Here is a 15,608-nt window from a genome sequence, read left to right as displayed (position 1 = left end):
ACATCCCCGAGTATAGTGCGCGCGCGACGACGAACCAGGCCCTCCGACCCTACTGAAACCGATCATCCGATCGGTGGTTGGCGACCGCCGAGGTGACATTCCCGAACCAGCCGGTGCGCACGTCTTCCGGTGTATCGAACGCCGGGACATAGGGCTTGATGTCCAAGAGCGGTGTTCCGTCGAGGATATCCACGTTCGTGATGTGCAGCAGACCGCCCTCGATCTTGTCCAAGCGCACGACGGACAGACCGATCGAATTCGGACGTTTGGGCGCGCGGGTCGCGAACAGGCCGCGCGGTTCTCGATCCAGAAACGGGACGGGCTGAAGATTGAATCCGCGGCTGTGGTGGAAGTGATAAAGCAGGATCAGGTGCGAGAAGCCGTCGAGATCCTTCAGACCCTCCCGAAATGCCTCGAGCACCTCGATCGTCCCCTGGACACCGAGCGCACCGGTCGGCTGAATCGGCATGTCCGTGGGTTTGGCGAAGGGGGAATGGATGGTGCCGATCGGGCTGTATGCGATGTTCATAGGGCCAAAACCGCGTCCAGAGTGATATGCGTAACGTTCATTGTGTGTCGGGCTCGAGGTTTTTTCCGATCGCTGTCGTGACGCGGTTTAAAATTGAATATTTTTCAGAATCTTAAACCGCAGAAGACCCCACAGTTGTCGGAGCTAGCGCGGCCAAGCCAATCCAACAAACGACGCGTACCGCACCGGGCGCGGTTTAGGTGACGCTAACCCCTCGCTTGGTCAGCTCACAGCGGGGGTCTGGTGGATGAAGGCCGGGTCGGTCAACTGCCGCAAGACGAAATCCGCCACATCGGCACGGCTGATACGCCCACCCTTGATCGAACGATCGCGGCCGAAGCGGTAGGCCCCGGTGCGCGGACCATCGGTCAATCCTCCCGGGCGCACGATGGTCCAGTCGAGCCCGCTCGCCTTGATCAGCCGTTCCTGCTCTTCCTTCGCCATCATGATCGGTTTCAGGGTCAGATCCATGATGACGCGAAACGCCCAATTGATCTGCTCGCGACTGTCTCCGACGCCGAGCGAGGTCACTGCGATCAGCCGACGCACGCCGGTGTCGCGCATTGCATCCAGGACGATGCGCGTGCCGAGCGCCTCGATCGGCTCGCGGCTCCCATGGGAGCCCAGCACACAGATCACGGCGTCGACACCTTGAACGCAGCGGGTCGTCGCAGTCTGATCCAGGACATCCCCCACGACCAAGGTCAACCCTGCCCGCTCCGCGAGCTTCGCGGGATCGCGCACCAGCGCCGAGACGGCGTGTCCCTGCGCGAGTGCCTGATCCAGGACCTGGCGCCCGGTTCCCCCGGTCGCGCCGAAAAGAGCGATGTGCATTGGATGCTCCTCTTGAAAGCCGGCAGCCGATCCGGTCGCCATTTTGGGCATCAGGTTACACCCCACAGCCAGGCCGCACCACGCACGCCGGAGGCATCGCCATGCCGCGCCGGAAGCAGCCGGGTGGCGACCTGATCCGAAAAGATGTGCGCCGTCCAGAGATTCGGGACGTGGCGATAGAGCCGACCCAGCTTCGAGAGTCCGCCGCCGAGCACGATCACATCGGGGTCGAGAAGGTTGACCACGACCGCAAGTGCGCGGGCCAGACGCGCCTCGTAGCGTCGGAGGCTGGCCTCGCACGCCGGGTCTCCAGCGACGGCACGCGCAGCGATCGTCGCTGCATCCGATGTCCCGCCGTGGCGTCGCGCATGATCGGCTGCGAGCCCCGGACCCGAGAGATAGGTCTCGACACAACCGACGCGACCGCAGTAGCAGGGCGGCAGCGGTCGGTCCTCCGCATCCGGCAGGGGCAAGGGCGAATGCCCCCACTCTCCCGCGATCGCGTTGGCGCCAACCAGCAGTTGGCCACGCACCACGACACCGCCGCCGACCCCGGTGCCGAGGATGACACCGAACACGCTCTCCGCACCGGCCCCCGCGCCGTCGACCGCCTCCGACATGGCGAAACAGTTGGCATCGTTGGCCAGTCGCACGGGCCGGGCCAGTGCCGCCTCGAGGTCGCCCTGCAAGGGCTTGTCGTTCAGGCAGGTGGAGTTCGCGTTGCGCAAACATCCGGTGAGGCGCGACACCGAGCCCGGGGTACCGACACCCACGCTGGCGCGCGTACCGAGCGCCTGTTCAGCGTCATGCACCAGGGCTGCGACCGCGCGAACCGTCGCGGCATAGTCACCCTGCGGCGTCGCCACCCGCCGCCGCAACCGCTCATGCCCGTCGGGATCCAATGCGACGAGCTCGATCTTGGTCCCGCCCAGATCGATCCCGATCCGAGTCGAAGCGACTTGCTGCGACCGCTTGGTCAACCGCACGCCCCCGACCGACTCGAATCGAACGACGCCTCCGTCCAATCCACCCCGGTCAGCAGCACCGACAGCATCCGGGCACGCTCGGCGCACGACAGATAGAGATTCGTCACCAACCCCGAGCGATACGCCGGATTCGGGAAGAAGGCCTGGAACGCGAGTGCCCCGTCCTGATAGCCGAAGCTGCCGAACCCGTATCCCATCGGGGCCTCGCTCAAGGCACGGGCGTTCAGCTCGAGCGCCAGTCGCCGCCCCTCCGCCTCCGATGTCACCAAAACGGGGAACCGCTGCCGCAGCGCCAACCCGTGGCCGTACCAGGGGTGGGTCTGATCTGTGGCGACCTCGCAGAGCGAGGCGGCGCGCTTGCCGTGCGGAAACTCCGCCGTGAAGCCCGTCGCGTCCCCGGATCCGCTGAGGGCAGGTGACTGATCCAGATAGGTCTCGGCGAACCGCGCGAGCTCGTCCCCCGGCCAGCGTGACGCCGCCCTAGCCTCGGCATCGAGTCGCAGCAGGGCTTCGGCGATCAACGGATCCGGCAGTGCGCGCTCTCCTCGTTCGGGATGGCCGCTCTGCGCAGGCATCGCCCCGACCGCCTCGGCGATGGCAGAGGCGCCCCGATCGGCATCACGGATCTGCAGCATCGCAGCCAGGCCGATCAGTCGACGCATCCAGCCGTCGATGTCGGCGTACACCCGCACCAGCGTGCAAAGGTCCAGGGTACGGCGCGCAGGATCATAGACCGGGCCAGCCATCCCGGCCGTGCGCAGCGCGACCGCTTGGAGCACCTCCAGAACCTCCTCGTCGAGATCCAGATCGCGCAGCAGCTCGGTGCGCACCAGCACAAGATCCGCCGGCGCACCGTCCGGCCCGGCGTCCCGGCCGATGACCTCCAGCGTCTGAGCCTGCCGGTGCGGCCACCAGCGGAACCCGCACGCGGTCTCCTCCGACCAGGCCGTATCGACCTGGAAGAGATCGGTGCGCAGCCAACCCAGCGTGTCCTGTCCAACGCTCATGCCGATTCCCCATTCGGCCCGATCAGGATCCGGGGGCCGACTCCTCCAGGACCACATCGAACACCTCCAGGACCGGGGGACCCGCATAGGTCCCCTGAGGCGCCTTCGCCTGTGCGTGCGCCTTGTGGAACGCGTCGGACTCGCGCCAGGCATCGAAGTGACCGCGCGAGCCCCAGGTTGTGTGGGATGCGTACAGCGTGGTCTCACCGTCGTCCGGCCCCTTGAGGAGTCGAAACGTCACGAACCCCGGTACCTGTGCAAGCCGGGATTGGCGCTCCCGCCAGAGGCGCTCGAAATCGGCCTCGAAGCCCCGGTTGATACGAAACCGATTCATCGCGATAAACATCGATCGAATACCCCGTGCTGTAGCTTGTGCATCACCTGACTCCGCAGCGACAACATGCCGCCGCCCGGTCCGGAATGTAGCGGGTTGGGCCGAATCGGCCGAACCATCACACGGCACAACATCGCCGTAACGGATCAAACATCGGATTGCCTATCCGGAACGATTCCCGGAGCGCCTGCGGACAAAGAAAAAGGGGTTGGGCTTTCGCCTAACCCCTTGTCTGTTATGGTGCGCCCTGCAGGGCTCGAACCTGCGACCACCTGATTAAAAGTCAGATGCTCTACCAACTGAGCTAAGGGCGCGAAAGCCGTGCAGTATAATGCGGCGCGCGGTCTTTTTGAAGGGTTAGGGCGCGGGCGCGTCGAAACAGGTGTCGTGGCGGCCTCGCGCCGGCCGGGGTCGCTCAGCGCAACTCCTGGCCAATCCGATCCAGACGGCTTTTCGCGAGGCGCGCCTCGGTGCTGTTGGGATAGCGAGTAACGACCTGCTCGAGCGTGGTGCGCGCCTGATCGATCGCCTTCTGCTCGTATTGGATGTAGCCGATCTTGAGCAGGGCGCCGGGGACCTTCGGGCTGTCGGGGCTGAGCTGGACCAGGCGATCGAGCTCGGCCAAGGCAGCCGGGTAATTGCGCTGGACGTAGTAGGTCTCTCCGAGCCAGTAGCGCGCGTTGTCGGTGAATTGTCCCTGCGGATAGCGCCTGAGCACATCGTTGAACGCGGCCTGGGCCTCTTCGTAGTTGCGCTCTTTGAGCAGCTCGAAGGCGGCGGCATAGGCATCGCGCTCGCTGCCGCCAGTCGTCTCGGGCGACGGCAAAGATGGAATGCCCGCGGCGCCGCTCGACGAGGGCACGGGTGCACCGATCGGAGGCTGTGGTTCGGGCGTCCCGGCAGGTGCATCCAAACCGCTCCCGCTGAAGTCGACAGCGCCGGTCCCTAGACCGCCGCTCAGATCGCCCCCGGGAGCGGGCCCCAAGGGATCACCGCGATCGGCGCCGAGCCGAGAGTCGATATCGAGAAATTGATCGCGCTGCTGGCGCTGGAGCTTCTGGATCTCGAACTGCTGCATCTCGACCAGGCCACGCAGCTCCTGCATCTCCATCTGCAGCTGCTGCATCTGGAGCAGGAGCTCCGAGCCTGCCTGATTCTCGAGGATGCGTTCCATCCGCGCGATCCGCGCCTCGAGGGCCGGATTCGCAAGCGTCTTCGCCGGGATGGCCGCGGCGATCAGAGCCGCGGCAAGAATCAGGACAATCGGTCGGATACGCATTCAATACACTCCAAAATCCTGTGCCGATCTCAACTGAGACCTTCTCGCTCCGAGATCGAGCAACGACCTCAAGCATCGAGAAAAGCAAACTTTAGTCACATTTCAACAGACTTGAATCGCGTCGATGCCGACGTCTGCAGACACACGCAAACCCAAAACCAAAGCAAAGGCCCGCACGCCAGACGGGCCGATTCAATACTGGATCACGACACGCCGATTCAACCGCCATGCCTGCTCGCCATGCCCGGGATTCGCGGGGAGCTCCTCGCCGTAGCTGAGAGTGGACAACTGGTTCGGCGGCACGCCGTCGGCGATCATGAGGCGCCGCACCGACTCGGCACGTTGATCGCCCAGCGCGAGGTTGTATTCGCGTGTCCCGCGCTCGTCGGTGTTTCCCTCGAGTGTCGCCTTCACGCCTGCGTTGGTGCCCAGATACCGCGCGTGCGTGCGCAGCACCGGGAGATACTCGGGCTTGATCTCGGCGGTGTCGTAGTCGAAATAGATGGTGCGCTGATACAGCGGGTTGCTCGGGTCCTCCCAGGGGCCGGCATAGACCGGCCGCGCAGGCTCGAGCGGGACCGTGGTGGTCGGAACCGGCGGCTGCGGCTGCGGTACGACCGGCTCGGTTGGTTGTTTCGGCGTACTGGTGCAACCGGCAGCCAACGCAGAGGCGAGGAGGACGGCGGACAGAAGGAGCGTCGGCGCCCGGAGGCCCTTGGGGTTCGTTGTCATCGCAGACTCCTTCACCCCTGCCGCGGGGATTGGACATTGGATTGCCGGGGGCGCGCCGGGATCATTTGATGAACGGAGACCACGCGGGCTCGCGGACCTCGCCGGAATCCTGCGAGAGACGCTGGTTGCCGCCGCCGTCGATCGAGGCTGCGGCCAACACGCCGCGACCACCGTGGATGGTCGCGTAAATTACCATGCTGCCGTTCGGTGCGAAACTCGGTGACTCGTCCAGGCTGCCGTTGCTCAGCAGGCGCATGAAGCCGCGATCCAGATCGATGAGCCCGATGCGAAACATTCCGTTGACCCGTGTCACCAGGACGATGGAGCGCCCGTCCGGCGCGTACGATGCGCGCGCGTTGTAGTCGCCCTCGGAGCTGATCCGCTGGGCAGGCCCGCCGCCGGAGCCCATCCGGTAGATCTGCGGGCTGCCGCCGCGATCGGAGGTGAAGATGATCTGTTGCCCGTCCGGCGACCAGGAGGGCTCAGTGTCGATGGCGAAATGGTCGGTGAGGCGGACCAGCTCGCGCGTCGTCAGGTCCAAGACATAAATGTCCGGATTGCCGTCCTTGGAGAGGGTCATCGCGAGCTTGCGCCCGTCGGGCGAGAAGGCCGGCGAGCCGTTGATACCGGGATGGCTCGCGACCAGCTCGCGACGCCCGCTTGCAAGCTCCTGGACATAGATGGCGGCGCGCTTGTTCTCGAACGAGACGTAGGCGATGCGACGTCCGTCGGGAGACCAGGCCGGCGACATGATGGGCTCGCCGGAGGAGACGATGGTCTGCGGGTTGAAGCCGTCGGCGTCCGCGACGCGCAGGGTCACGGTCTGGCCCTCGCCTTGACCGGTGGCGGTCACGTAGGCGATGCGTGTGGCTGCGACGCCGCGCTGGCCGGTCAGCTTCTGATAGATGATGTCGGAGATCCGGTGCGCCGTGTTGCGCATTCCCGTCTTGGTGGAGACGATGGTGCTGCTGGCGAGCTGATTGCCGCGGAAGACGTCATAAAGGATGAAGCTGACACGGTAACCGCTGCCGTCGGCCTCGACACGGCCGATGACCAGGTTGTTCATCCCGAGCAGGCTCCAGTCGCGCAGATCCACGTCCTCGTGACGGGCCGGCATGTCGAGCATGTCGCGTGTCGGCATCGGGCGAAAGCGGCCGGTGCGCGCCAGATCGGCGCTGATGACCGCGGCGATATCCACCGGCGGGATCAGCCCGTCGCTCACGCCGAAGGGGACCACCGCGATCGGCTGCGCGGCCTCCACACCGCCGGTGACCTCGATGTTCAGACGCGCCTGCGCCGGCACGGCAACGAGTCCGAGCCCGAATCCGAAAAAGACGACTGCAAAGGTCAGTAGGATCGAGGTGCGGCGCGGATGTCGGGGCATAGGGATCTGTCCTGGCTAGGGCTTGAAGGTGAAATTGAACTCGCGAAAGCGCTCGAACAGGGGGCCGGAAGGCACGGGCAGGGGCGATGCCTGATTCACCGCGGCTACGACCGATTGATCGAAGGCGGTGTTGCCGCTGCTTTGAATTACGCGGACGCTGTCGGGCACCACATCCCCGCCGGGGATGAGCCGTACGGTGACGACCGTCGCGAGATCACGCCCGGTCGCCGGCGGCCGGACCCAGAACTGACGCACCCGATCACGGATCACGGGGACGTAGCGGTCGGCCTCGCGCGCGAGCTGCTCGGATGCCAAAGACGACAGCAGATCGTCCTCGCGGGCACGCTGCGCCTCTTCCGCGGCGAGCCGGCGCTGCGCCTCCTCCGCGGCCATCCGCCTGGCCTCCTGCTCGATGCTTTCTTGTGCAAGCTCCTCGACGAGACGACGCTCCTCGATCTCGGCCATCAGGCGAGCCTCCTCCTCAAGCTGCCGCTGCCGCTCAAGGGCTGCCTCGGCGTCGGCTCGGCGCTGCGCCTCCGCACGACGCTCGATCTCGGCACGGCGCTCGGCCTCAACCCTCGCGCGGCGTTCGTCTTCAGCGCGTGCCGCCTCGGATCGCCGTTGTGCCTCGGCCCGTGCCGCGGCCTCCGCGGCAAGACGTTTCTCTTCGGCGAGACGCTCCGCCTCGGCCTTGGCGGCTGCGGCCTCGGCGGCCAGACGCTCGGCCTCGGCGCGTCGTGCGGCCTCTGCACGTCGCTCGGCCTCTGCGCGCCGTTCGGCCTCGGCCCTCGCAGCGGCCTCCTCCGCCTCTCGTTCGGCCTGCGCTCGGCGCTGGGCCTCGGCCATGCGGTCGATCTCCAGCTGGCGGCGCGCTTCGGCCTCGGCTGCAGCAGCTTCGGCCTCGGCTGCCAGGCGCTCGGCTTCGGCGGCGGCGCGAGCCGCCTCTGCAAGACGCTGCGCCTCCTCGCGTTCGGCGTCGGCCTGACGCTCCGCGTCGACCGCCTCCGCCTCGAGCCGCTCGGTCTCGAGCCGGGCGGCCTCAGCCGCGCTCAGGTCTTCAAGCGTCACAGCATCAGGCGGCTCCTGCGCTTGCGGAATGATCTCCGTGCCGACCTCGGGACTGATCTCGGGCCCGGCCGGACGGCGCGCCTGCTCGGCCTGAAACTGCGCGACCATCGCCTCGAGCGCGGCATCGCTCACGACGGTCGCCTGAACCACGCGCGGCTTGCTCCCCGCCTCCGTGATCGGCCGGTCGATCTTCACGCCCACGAAGAAAAGCAGGGCGAAAAAGACATGCAGACCCAGCGACCAATAGAAGGCCCCCGGGTTTTGCCTCAGGATGTGCCACATGTCGGGGCTCGGGCCGCAGCGCTAGGGCTCGCGGCGCTCCGGCGGCACCGTCACCAAACCGACCTCCGGAGCGCCTGCCGCCTGAGCGACGACCATGGCACGAACCACACGCCCGTAGTCGACCCGGTGGTCCGCCCGCACCAGGATCGGCGTTTCGGGCCTGTATTCGAGCACGACACGAATGCGGTCGAACAGGATTTGCTCGCTGGCCGGGGCGTTCTTCTCATCTCCGATATCGATGTAATAGTCGCCGAACTCATCGACCGTAATGATCAGCGACTCGGTCGTCGGGCTTGGGATCCCGCCGGCCTTTTCCTGCGGCAACGCCACCTTCACACCCTGGGTGATCAAGGGCGCCGTGACCATGAAGATGACGAGCAGCACCAGCATCACGTCGATGTAGGGCACAACGTTGATCTCGGCCATCGGCCGGCGGCGCTGTCTGGAACGGGTGCGCTTGAGCATCTAACGGGGTCCTCGAACGCTCAGTTGCGGCCTTGGCGCTGCAGCAGGGTCGAGAACTCTTCCATGAACTCCTCGTAGCGGCTGTTGAGACGCTCGACCTGATAGGCGTACCTGTTGTAGGCGATAACGGCGGGGATGGCCGCGAAGAGACCGATCGCGGTGGCGACCAGGGCCTCCGAGATGCCCGGCGCGACGAGCGCGAGGGTGGCCTGCTCCACGTTCCCCAGCGCATGGAAGGCATGCATGATGCCCCAGACGGTCCCGAACAGACCGATATAGGGGCTGGTCGAACCGACCGTCGCCAGGAAGGTCAGGCTGGTCTCCAGGCGATCCATCTCGCGGCTGAGGGCGACGCGCATCGAGCGCTCGCTACCCTGCAGGACAGCCATCAGGTCGTTGCCCTCGATCTTGCGCAGCCGCACGTATTCCTTGAATCCGGCGCGAAAGATGGACGGCAGACCATGTTCGCCCTTGCGGTTCTCGCTCAGATCCTTGTAGAGCGCACTGAGATCTCCGCCGGACCAGAAGCGCTCTTCGAAGGCATTGGCGCTTTTGCGTGCCTTGGAGAGCACGCGCCCGCGGTCCAGGATCATGGTCCAAGAGGTCACAGAGGCGATGACGAGCACCAGCAGGACCAACTGCACCACCAAACTAGCCTGGAGAATCAGGTTGAACATCGACAGATCGGACGTCATGACACGGGCTCCGCTGGACCGCTCGCAAAGGGCAACAACTCGGACAAGAGATCGCCGGGCAGGCGCGCGACGCGCAAGGTACCGGCATCGATGCAGGCGATCCTGACGGAAGCTCGGCAACAACAGGCACCGTCCTCGTCGCGAATCACCTGCTGGTCGAACTCCAGACTCGCACCGCCCGGCCGCACCAGACGGGAGGTCACGCTCAAGCAGTCATCGAGACGTGCGGGTGCAAGATAGTCGATCGCAATGCGACGCACGGCGAAGACGATGCCGTGACGCGCGCGCAAGGCACTTTGCTCCTGCCCAACGGCGCGCAACCATTCCGTGCGCGCTCGCTCCAGGAACTTCAGATAATTGGCATAGAAGACGACACCGCCGGCGTCGGTGTCTTCGTAGTAGACCCGCACCGGCCAGGTAAAGGTCAACAATCGGGGATCGCTCGATGTCGGCACGGCAGGGATCGCATGTTGGGGCTTGACTCAAACTGCGGAAGTGTACCGGAAAGCACCCGTGCGGGCACCTTGCGTCGAAGGGGCGCCGAATGGCGCGTTGCCGGCCATCGTTGCAAGTCGGCACCCGAGCCTCGGCCGTTGTGCCTCGCAACGCTCGGCACAACGTACGCGGATGTCAGACAATGCCGGTCATAGCGACCCGACCGACGGTCGCCGGCGCTCAACCTCCGACAAGGACCCCGACATGACCCGTTTCTCCTTCCTGAAGGGCCACCGCGGCGAATATCTCGTCGTGCTGCAGTTCGTGCTCTTCTTTGCCTTTATCTTCACCCCGGCCTGGAACCCGCTCGCGACCCCGGCGCTTATGGATACCCTTGCGCCCTTGCGCTGGCCGGCGCTGATCGCCTTTTGGACAGTCGCCCTCGTCCTCGGCGGTTTCGGCTCGGTCCATATCCGCGAGTATCTAACCCCCCTGCCCTACCCGGTCGATCACAGCCAGCTGGTCAAGCACGGCGTCTACGCCCTCGTTCGCCATCCGCTCTACAGCAGCCAGCTCTTCGCGGCGGCGGGCTGGGTGCTTTTCACCCTCAGCATCTCCCACCTCGCGATCCTGGTCCTCGGCTTCTTCTTCTTCGACTACAAGGCCAGCAAGGAAGAAGGCTGGCTGACCGAACGTCATCCGGAGTATGCGGAGTATGCGAAGGGGGTGAAGAAGCTCGTGCCCTTCCTCTACTAAACCGCGTCCGAGTTTCTCTGCTTGCTCGTCGCCCGAGGTCGGCCTTGGATGGTTTCTGGACCGTTTCAGTCGACGCGGTTTAGGAGATTGAAAGCATTTTGCCCTTCTTCGTTCTCAAAACCGCGCCAGGTTTAAGTCGCTTGGTCGTCGTGAGGGTCGTCACCGGTAAAACCGCGTAGGTCACAAAAGGCGCGGTTTAGAGGCGGCGGCGAGCACATAGTCCAGACCGCCGTAGACGCTCTCGGCGCTCATGCCGAGTGCAAGTCGTGCCGGGAGTCGGGTTGCGGGGTGGAGTCGGTCGAGCGTTTCCGGGTGTCTCGAGAGGTAGTCGTGCAGAGGGGTGTAGACGCGATCGCGGATGGAGGCGACCTCGACATCTCCGAAGCCGCAGGCCTCGAGCTTTTCTGCGTAGCGCTCGCGGGTGTAGACGTTTTCGGCGGGGATGGCGAACTTGCTCGCGACCAGCCGCCAGGACCAACGTTGTTTCAGGCGGGTACGCCAATCCTCGGAAAGGGGCGTAGGGATGATATCGGCCGTGACCAATCGGCCGCCCGGGCGCAGGACACGGAAGGCCTCCTCGAAAAAGCGTTCGCGGGTCTTGAAGTGGAAGGCGCACTCGAGGGCGACGACCTTGTCGACTGAATTCGACGGCAGCGGCATGTCCGTGGCCGAACCTTCGCGCAGATCGATGCGCTCTTCCAGCCCGAGGTCTTTGACCCGCCCGCGTGCGACGGCCACCTGGGAAGCGGTGATGTTCAGTCCCTGGATGTGATCGGGTCCATAGGTCCGAAGCCAGTAGATGTCCTGGTCGGCGAAACCGAAGCCGACGTCCAGCACCCGATCGCCGGGCCCCATCGATGCGCGCTCCGCGACCAAGGCGGCCAGCGCCTGGCACGCATCGTCCAGACTCTGCTCCGCGCTCCAGTAGCCCAGGTTGAGATAGAGCCCGTTTTCGGTGGCCAGGTCGGTCGACAAGAGGTCGTAAACGCGGGTCACGTCCCATGATTTGAAGGGGTTATAGAGCCAATCGAGATAGGCAAGGTGCCGTCGAAACGGCCGGGCTGTCGACATGAGGGATGACCTGCTGGTGGGTGGGGCTCGCCGGGCGGCGTTAGCGGTGCGGAGCGCGAGCAATGCATGGAATTCGGCGCTCTGTGGAGCTGCCGACGTTGTCGTTGTCGTGATCGACACGGAACGGCATCCGCGATTGTGCCGTGCCGCGGAGGCACGACAAACGGTCGGCGGCCGTTGCGCTTCCTATCGTCAGCACAACCTACGGGGTCGGATTCAAGACATCGGCGAGCGATTCGGTCGGCGGCTCGCAGTGGGTACCTCGGCAGCGGTAGATGCGCGGGCGCTCGCCCGGCACCATGGCGGCGAGCGTGCCGGGCAGATGGGTTTCCTCGCTCGGGATACCCAGGACAAGGCGCCGCGGTCGGTAGCCGCGCTGGACCTCCCGGCGCCATGCGTCGAGACGCTCGTCGCCGGCGCGGATCACCAGGGTCTCGGGCGGGTCGAGCCACTCGTCGAGCGCGAACAGGAGTGTGGCGTGGGCATAGGGCATGCGCCGGATCGACTCGGCCGCGAGCTTCAGGGTCCGTTCGGCCGCGGCGAGATAGCGCGGCTCGCCGAGGAGATGGCCGAGCCGCTGAAGTGCCACGGCAGCGATGCCGTTGCCGGACGGGACGGCCTCGTCGGCAAGCGGCTTGGTGCGGTGGATCAGGGTCTCGTGATCCCGCCCGGTGAACCAGAAGCCGCCGTCGATCGGATCCTCGAACTGATCCAGCAGCACCTCCGCCAGGGCGATGGCGAAGTCTAGATCCACCCGCGACCAGCGAGTCTGCAAGAGCTCCAGCAAGGCATCCAACAGGTTGGCATAGTCGTCGAGGTAGGCGTTGAGGTGGGCGGTGCCGTCCTTGTAGGTTGCGAGCAGCCGACCCTCAGACCAGAGTGTTTCGCGGATGAAGGCGAGTGCCTGCTCGGCGGACTCCAGATAATCGGGCCGATCGAAGGTGCGCGCGGCACGCGCTATGCCTTTGATCATGAGCGCATTCCAAGCGGTCAGGACCTTCTCGTCGCGACCCGGTCGAACGCGGCGCTCGCGTTCGACATAGAGGGTCGCGCGGGCGGCCGCGAGCAACGCCTGAACCTGCGCCGGCTCCAAGCCGAGGTCGACGGCAACAGCTTCGGGAGTGCGGTACCCGTGCAGATGCCAGCGGCCTTCGAAGTTGGCCGGACGATCCAGACCATACACGGCGGCCAAGGGCGCATATTCGGCCGGCGCGAGCAGCCCCCTGATCTCGTCGCGATCCCAGACATAAAACTTGCCTTCCTCGCCCTCGCTGTCGGCGTCCAGGCTGGACCAATAGCCTCCCTCCGGGGACTGCATCTCGCGCAGCACCCAGTCCGCGGTCATGACGGCGGCATCCCGAAACAAGGGGTCCTCGGTCACGGCGAAGGCGTCGCAACAGAGTGCCAGGAGCGGGCCGTTGTCGTAGAGCATCTTCTCGAAGTGCGGGATCATCCAAAGCGCGTCGACCGAGTAGCGATAGAAGCCCCCGCCGAGCTGATCCGTGAGTCCGCCGCGGACCATACGCTCGAGCGTCCGAACAGCCTTCGCGAGCGCGGACCGATCGGGGGCGCCGTCCGGCGAAGCGTCCGCCGCGTGCCGAAACAGGAGCTCGAGGTTGGTCGGGTGCGGGAACTTGGGCGCATCGCCGAATCCGCCGTGCTCGGAGTCGAAGCTCTCGTCGAGCTGCTGCAGGGCCGCGTCGATGACCGAGTGCTCGGGCAGGACGTCCGAGGTACGCGGTTCCAGCTCGGCAAGCGCCGCCATCAGGCTTTCGTTCTGTGACTCGATCGCCGTCTTTTGCTCGCGGTAGGCCCGCTCGACCCCTTGCATCAGTTGCTTGAACGACGGCAAGCCATGACGCGGCTCGCGCGGGAAGTAGGTCCCGGCGAAGAAGGGTTTTTGATCCTCCGGCATCAGGAACACCGTGAGCGGCCAACCGCCGGGGCGTTGCGAGAGCAGCTGGTGTGCGGTCTGATAGATCTTGTCGAGATCCGGTCGCTCCTCCCGGTCAACCTTGATATTGACGAAGAGCCGATTCATCAGCTCCGCGGTGCCGGGGTCCTCGAAAGACTCGTGAGCCATCACATGGCACCAGTGGCACGCCGAGTAGCCGATCGAGAGCAGGATCGGACGATCCGTCTCGCGCGCCAGGGCGAGCGCCTCGTCGCACCAAGGCCACCAGTCCGCGGGATTGTGTGCGTGCTGCCGAAGGTAGGGACTGGTGGTCGCGGCAAGACGGTTGGCATGGCCGGTCGGGGACGGATGGACGTTGGACATGGCGGACCCCGGGAACTCAAGAGTGGGTGGGAGATGAGGGCGAAAGGTGACGGGCACTGGCGGCTGGCGACTCATACCGGGATGTGGGTCCTGACGAATCCTCTTTCCATGCCCCGACCGACCTCGGCCGGTTCTGATAGTCTGTCACCGCGCAAGACGACGAGCGCCACGACACCACAGGACATGCGATCATGAAGACCCAACCCCTCATCCTGAGCAAAGACCAGGAACGCCGCCTTATCGCCGGGCACTGCTGGATTTACAGCAACGAGGTCAACACCAAGGCCACCCCGCTGAAGGATTTCCAGCCGGGTCAGCCGGTCGCGATCCGCAGCGATCACGATCGCTGGATCGGTCACGGCTATGCCAATCCGCATTCCTTGATCTGCGCCCGAGTGGTCAGCCGCGATCCGACGCAGCCGCTGAGCCCGACCCTGTGGCTAAAGCGCATCCACGAAGCCCTCGCCCTGCGCGAGCGGCTCTACACGCGCCCCTTCTACCGACTGATCTTCGGGGAAAGCGACGGGATGCCGGGCCTGGTCGTCGACCGCTACGGCGATCTACTCGCCGTGCAGATCACCACCGCGGGGATGGAACGGGTCCAAGGCGAGATCCTCGCCGCGCTCGAGCAGGTGCTGCGACCCAAGGTGATCGTGCTGCGCAACGACACGTCGGTGCGCGAGATGGAAGGCCTGACTCAGGGTGTCGAGGTCATCCTGGGGTCTCCCGAGGACACCCTGCCCCTGATCGAGAACGACCTGGAGTTCCTCGTCTCGCCCCTGACGGGCCAGAAGACCGGCTGGTTCTTCGACCAAGCCGAGAATCGCACCCGACTGGCACGCTACGGCGTCGGTCGGCGCGTCCTGGATGTCTGCAGCTATATCGGTGCCTGGGGTCTGCGTGCGGCAGCGCTGGGTGCCGAGCAGGTCGTCTGTGTCGACAGCTCGCTGCCGGCACTCGAACGGGTCGCCGACAACGCGGCACGCAATCGGCTGGCGGAGCGTGTGCAGGGCCGACACGGCGATGCCTTCGATGTGCTGCGCGCCCTGCGCGAAGAGGAGGCCCGGTTCGACACCGTACTGCTCGATCCGCCCGCCTTCATTAAGCGACGCAAGGACGAAAAGGACGGGGTCCAGGCGTATCTGCGCCTCAATCGACTCGGGATGGAGCTGCTCGAGCCGGGCGGATTACTGGTGACCTCCTCATGCTCCTTCCATATGGGTCGCGACGTCTTCGTGCGGACCGTCCAGCAGGCGGCACGCCGCGCCGGGCGCACCCTGCAGCTGCTGGAGACCGGTCAGCAGGGGCCTGACCATCCGGTGCATCCCGCAATCCCGGAGACCGCTTATCTCAAGACGCTCTTCTTCCGCGTGCTTCCCGAGTTTTGACCGACGATTCCGGTGGCTCGGCTCGGGATTTCCAGAACGAAAAATCGCTAAACAAGATGGCGTTTTGTCATAAGGTTACCTACAC

The 15,608-nt window shown here is 65.4% G+C and carries 16 protein-coding genes and 1 tRNA gene; 2 read left to right on the top strand and 15 right to left on the bottom strand.

Going from position 1 to position 15,608, the window contains the following annotated elements; genetic code table 11:
- Nucleotides 1–49: 49 nt before the first annotated feature.
- The 13 genes from tsaA to ybgC form a co-directional block, all read right to left on the bottom strand.
- Nucleotides 50–529, bottom strand: a complete 480-nt coding sequence (gene tsaA, locus LT988_RS20160; RefSeq protein WP_232407289.1) for a tRNA (N6-threonylcarbamoyladenosine(37)-N6)-methyltransferase TrmO — start codon at nucleotides 527–529, stop codon at nucleotides 50–52.
- A 222-nt stretch (nucleotides 530–751) separates the two neighbouring features.
- On the bottom strand, nucleotides 752–1,363 hold the full coding sequence (locus tag LT988_RS20155; protein WP_232407288.1) for an NAD(P)-dependent oxidoreductase: 612 nt from the start codon (nucleotides 1,361–1,363) through the stop codon (nucleotides 752–754).
- A 50-nt stretch (nucleotides 1,364–1,413) separates the two neighbouring features.
- Nucleotides 1,414–2,343 carry an ROK family protein gene (locus LT988_RS20150; protein ID WP_232407287.1) on the bottom strand — a complete coding sequence of 310 codons (930 nt, stop codon included), beginning with the start codon at nucleotides 2,341–2,343 and terminating at the stop codon, nucleotides 1,414–1,416.
- Complete coding sequence (locus tag LT988_RS20145) at nucleotides 2,340–3,356, bottom strand: hypothetical protein (protein WP_232407286.1); 1,017 nt, start codon at nucleotides 3,354–3,356, stop codon at nucleotides 2,340–2,342. Before LT988_RS20145 ends, LT988_RS20150 begins: the two co-directional genes overlap by 4 nt.
- A gap of 22 nt (nucleotides 3,357–3,378) precedes the next feature.
- Nucleotides 3,379–3,690, bottom strand: coding sequence for an antibiotic biosynthesis monooxygenase family protein (locus tag LT988_RS20140; RefSeq protein ID WP_232407285.1), 312 nt, complete (start codon nucleotides 3,688–3,690; stop codon nucleotides 3,379–3,381).
- Between the two features lie 238 nt (nucleotides 3,691–3,928).
- Nucleotides 3,929–4,004 (bottom strand) — tRNA-Lys (locus tag LT988_RS20135).
- A 101-nt stretch (nucleotides 4,005–4,105) separates the two neighbouring features.
- The gene (gene ybgF / locus LT988_RS20130; RefSeq protein WP_232407284.1) at nucleotides 4,106–4,969 is read right to left on the bottom strand and encodes a tol-pal system protein YbgF; all 864 of its coding nucleotides are present in this window, start codon (nucleotides 4,967–4,969) and stop codon (nucleotides 4,106–4,108) included.
- Nucleotides 4,970–5,161: 192 nt separating this feature from the next.
- On the bottom strand, nucleotides 5,162–5,701 hold the full coding sequence (gene pal / locus LT988_RS20125; protein WP_232407283.1) for a peptidoglycan-associated lipoprotein Pal: 540 nt from the start codon (nucleotides 5,699–5,701) through the stop codon (nucleotides 5,162–5,164).
- A gap of 61 nt (nucleotides 5,702–5,762) precedes the next feature.
- Entirely contained in the window at nucleotides 5,763–7,085 is a 1,323-nt protein-coding gene (tolB, locus tag LT988_RS20120; protein ID WP_232407282.1) for a Tol-Pal system beta propeller repeat protein TolB, read from the bottom strand.
- A gap of 15 nt (nucleotides 7,086–7,100) precedes the next feature.
- Nucleotides 7,101–8,435 (bottom strand): cell envelope integrity protein TolA, encoded by a 1,335-nt coding sequence (gene tolA / locus LT988_RS20115; RefSeq protein WP_232407281.1) that lies wholly within the window; start codon nucleotides 8,433–8,435, stop codon nucleotides 7,101–7,103.
- 21 nt (nucleotides 8,436–8,456) lie between these two features.
- On the bottom strand, nucleotides 8,457–8,900 hold the full coding sequence (gene tolR, locus LT988_RS20110) for a protein TolR (RefSeq protein WP_232407280.1): 444 nt from the start codon (nucleotides 8,898–8,900) through the stop codon (nucleotides 8,457–8,459).
- 20 nt (nucleotides 8,901–8,920) lie between these two features.
- On the bottom strand, nucleotides 8,921–9,595 hold the full coding sequence (tolQ, locus tag LT988_RS20105; RefSeq protein WP_232407279.1) for a protein TolQ: 675 nt from the start codon (nucleotides 9,593–9,595) through the stop codon (nucleotides 8,921–8,923).
- Nucleotides 9,592–10,050, bottom strand: a complete 459-nt coding sequence (gene ybgC / locus LT988_RS20100; RefSeq protein WP_232407278.1) for a tol-pal system-associated acyl-CoA thioesterase — start codon at nucleotides 10,048–10,050, stop codon at nucleotides 9,592–9,594. Before ybgC ends, tolQ begins: the two co-directional genes overlap by 4 nt.
- 244 nt (nucleotides 10,051–10,294) lie before the next feature.
- On the opposite strand from ybgC, the gene LT988_RS20095 reads away from it, so the two are divergent.
- The gene (locus LT988_RS20095) at nucleotides 10,295–10,786 is read left to right on the top strand and encodes a methyltransferase family protein (RefSeq protein WP_232407277.1); all 492 of its coding nucleotides are present in this window, start codon (nucleotides 10,295–10,297) and stop codon (nucleotides 10,784–10,786) included.
- 180 nt (nucleotides 10,787–10,966) lie between these two features.
- Here the strand turns inward: LT988_RS20095 and LT988_RS20090 are convergent, their stop codons facing one another.
- A complete protein-coding gene (locus tag LT988_RS20090; protein ID WP_232407276.1) occupies nucleotides 10,967–11,857 on the bottom strand; it encodes a methyltransferase domain-containing protein in 891 nt (296 codons plus the stop codon).
- 202 nt (nucleotides 11,858–12,059) lie between these two features.
- A complete protein-coding gene (locus LT988_RS20085) occupies nucleotides 12,060–14,135 on the bottom strand; it encodes a thioredoxin domain-containing protein (protein ID WP_232407275.1) in 2,076 nt (691 codons plus the stop codon).
- 191 nt (nucleotides 14,136–14,326) lie between these two features.
- Between LT988_RS20085 and LT988_RS20080 the strand changes: the two genes are divergently transcribed.
- Complete coding sequence (locus tag LT988_RS20080) at nucleotides 14,327–15,523, top strand: class I SAM-dependent rRNA methyltransferase (protein ID WP_232407274.1); 1,197 nt, start codon at nucleotides 14,327–14,329, stop codon at nucleotides 15,521–15,523.
- The last annotated feature ends 85 nt before the right edge of the window (nucleotides 15,524–15,608 follow it).

Origin of the sequence: Thiocapsa bogorovii (assembly GCF_021228795.1) — a bacterium.
Classification (GTDB): domain Bacteria; phylum Pseudomonadota; class Gammaproteobacteria; order Chromatiales; family Chromatiaceae; genus Thiocapsa; species Thiocapsa bogorovii.
This window is presented reverse-complemented; position numbering and strand designations above follow the sequence as displayed.